Below are 863 nucleotides of genomic sequence, written 5' to 3'. Positions count from 1 at the left end.
CGTCCAGCCCCCGACGCGAGACCAGCAACAAATGCCGCACCCCATGCACAGCCACCAAATGCCGCGCCACCAAAGCACCCAGCCCACCAGTACCGCCAGTGACCAGCGTGGTCCCGTCGACCGGCCAGGTCGCCACGGGCTCCTCTCCGAGGCGGCCCCGCTCCAGCCGGGGTACCCATGGCCGGTCACTGCGGATGGCCACTTCTGGCTCGTCGCCGGGCAGCGCCGAGCTCTCCAGGGTGCTCAGCTCCGGCCGTACGGCAGTCTCATCAGCGGCTGCGGCGCGCCCTCTCGTCCGCACCGGCTCCAGGTCGACCAACGTGATCCGGCCGGGGTGTTCCTGCTGGGCCGCGCGCACCAATCCCCAGACTGCCGCGCCTGCCGGGTCTGGCGTCTCTCCGTCGGTCACGGCGACCGCGCCCCGGGTGGCCACCAGCACGGGTCGCGGGTCCTCCTCGGCGAGCCGGTCCTGAAGCTCCGCCAGCACCGCCCCAACGCGGCGCCGTACCCTGTCCGGCAGGTCACCGGCGTCGTCGCCGGCGCCGCCGGTGGCGTCCACCACGGCGGCGCCGTCACGCAGCGCCGCCTCTCCCCCGTTGTCGGCAGCGGAGGCTCCGGTCAGCGGTCGCCACACCACCTCGGTGACCCAGCGCGCCACCGACGCCGCGGTCGGTGCCGACGGATCCGCCTCGGCCACCGGCCGGGATGCCACCGTCTCCACCGTGGCCACCGGCTGGCCGGCGGGGTCGGCCAGGTCCAGCCGGAACCCGCCATCCGGCTCCGGGTGCAGCCGTACTCGCAGCGCGGTGGCACCGATGGCGTGCAGGGTGACGCCGTTCCAGTTGAACGGGATCAGCGGGCCA

Annotated in this window: 1 protein-coding gene; it reads right to left on the bottom strand. The window is 74.4% G+C overall.

Translation table 11 applies throughout. The features are described from left to right. Window positions 1–863: SpnB-like Rossmann fold domain-containing protein (locus tag EJK15_RS69680; protein WP_138720979.1), on the bottom strand; the 863-nt coding region annotated here is incomplete at both ends.

This window comes from Nonomuraea basaltis (assembly GCF_005893125.1).
Taxonomy (GTDB): domain Bacteria; phylum Actinomycetota; class Actinomycetes; order Streptosporangiales; family Streptosporangiaceae; genus Nonomuraea; species Nonomuraea basaltis.
Note: the sequence above shows the minus strand (reverse complement) of the source record. Positions and strands in the feature narration are given on the sequence as shown.